Origin of the sequence: Flavobacterium sp. MFBS3-15, assembly GCF_026107645.2 — a bacterium.
Lineage (GTDB): Bacteria > Bacteroidota > Bacteroidia > Flavobacteriales > Flavobacteriaceae > Flavobacterium.
In genome coordinates this window covers 1-1,765 of the sequence record NZ_JAPCHV010000038.1, presented here as the reverse complement: position 1 = coordinate 1,765, position 1,765 = coordinate 1, and the positions used below count along the sequence as shown (strand labels likewise).

Below are 1,765 nucleotides of genomic sequence, written 5' to 3'. Positions count from 1 at the left end.
TTAGAGGTACCATTGCTGTATTTCTCCATGCTGCCCTGAAGGCCGTAGTTGCGGTCACAGTCTACATTGTAGGTTACCATGCCCTGGCTGTCGGCTGTCCTGGTCTCGATCACGTTGTTCTTGTCATCAAGTATCGCTACCCTTGCACCCGGTAGCGGCTGCAATGTCTTCTTGTCCCTTACCTGTACGATGGCCTCTACGGCGCACAGCGGCGTAGCGCTGTAAATCTTGTCAAAGCCGTCGCGGTTTGAGGAGAAGTAGCCAATGTTCTTAGTATTGTTGAAGGTGAAGGCAAAGTCATCCTTCTCGCCATTCACCGGCGCACCGATGTTGATGGCGTCCTCATTCTTCTTAAGGTCGATCCTGAAGATGTCAAGCGACCCAAAGCCTTTCCTTCCGTCAGAAGAGAAGTAAAGCAGGTTGTCATCGGTGATGAAAGGGAAGCTTTCCCTTCCTGCCGTGTTCACTTTAGGGCCAAGGTTTTGCGGCTCGCCATAGCTGTCGCCGTTCACGTCCACTTTCCAGATGTCGTTGCCACCCAGTGTGCCTTCCCTGTCGGAGGAGAAGTACAGAGTCTTGCCGTCCTTGCTGATCGACGGGTTGCCTGTCGACCATTTCTTGTCATTGAACGGAAGGGCTTCGATATCACCCCACTTGCCGTCTTTCTTCTTTGCCCTGAAAAGCCATACCTGACCTACCTTAAGGTTGTTCTCCACATCCCTCTGGTATTCCTTGCGCTCCTTGAAGCTCTCGCTCGAGAAGTACATAGTGTTGCCATCGGCAGTTACTACCGCCGGGCCGTCATGGTACTTGGAGTTGATCTCCGGCAGGGGTGCCGGCTCGCTGTAGGTGCCGTTGGCATTGTAAGTAGATGTGTACAGGTCAAGGAATGGTTCCTCATTCCAGCCGTAGGTCCTGCGGGAGGTGTTCCTGGCGCTGGTAAAGTACAGGGTGTTGTCATCGTGCAGCACTGCACCGAATGAACCGTATTTCTTGTCATTGATGTCCAATGCTTTTTCATCAAACAGTTTGGCCTGGTTGCGCAGCTTCGGAAGGTAGTTCGGGTCTTTTTTGAACTCCACTGCCCTTTGGTCGTTAGGGGCCATCGAGGCAAATTTCTGCATCTGCGCGTTGGCCTGCTCATACTGCCCCTGGGCCTTGAGCATTTGCGCATAGCGCCAGTATACTTCGGCATCCTGGCTGGTCTCGGTAGCCTTGGCATACCATTTCACGGCCTCCTTGCTGTTGAATACATTGTAATAACTGTCGGCTATCTGGCCGTAAATGTACGGGTCTTTCTTGTCTATCTTCTGGTAGGCTTCCGCCGCTTCCACATACTCAAAGCGTGCGTAGAGCTTGTCGGCCTCCTCCGTATCTTTGTTCTGCGCCGTTACTGCCATACAGGCGAGCATAAAACTAAGGGTAATGTATAAATTCTTCATGTCTTATCTTATTATGTCGCTTTAGGTTAGAAATAACGTGGTGAACGTGATACTTTTTTCGGGAAGTTCACATCGAACAGCAGCATGACCTCGTGCGAGGCAGGAGTGGTCACCTTCAGGTCCGATACGATGTGGTCGTAGGCATAGCCGATCCTCAGGTTCGGGGTGATGGCATAGTTCACCATACCGCCAAAGGAGTCATCCAGCCTGTAGGTAGCGCCGATCTCGAACTTGTTGAAGAAAAGGGCATTCAGGGACCCGTCTATCGAAGGGTCTACCCCAAAGGCCGATTTTACCATGAATGATGGCTTCAGCTTGAAGTT

General features: G+C 51.6%; 2 protein-coding genes. Both read right to left on the bottom strand.

Annotated features, from left to right (window positions below):
• On the bottom strand, positions 1-1,442 hold a 1,442-nt coding region (locus OGH69_RS18195; protein WP_265175923.1), incomplete at its 3' end, for a cell envelope biogenesis protein OmpA.
• A gap of 26 nt (positions 1,443-1,468) precedes the next feature.
• Positions 1,469-1,765, bottom strand: a 297-nt coding sequence (locus OGH69_RS18190) for a type IX secretion system membrane protein PorP/SprF (RefSeq protein WP_265175922.1), incomplete at its 5' end; no start/stop codon positions are given.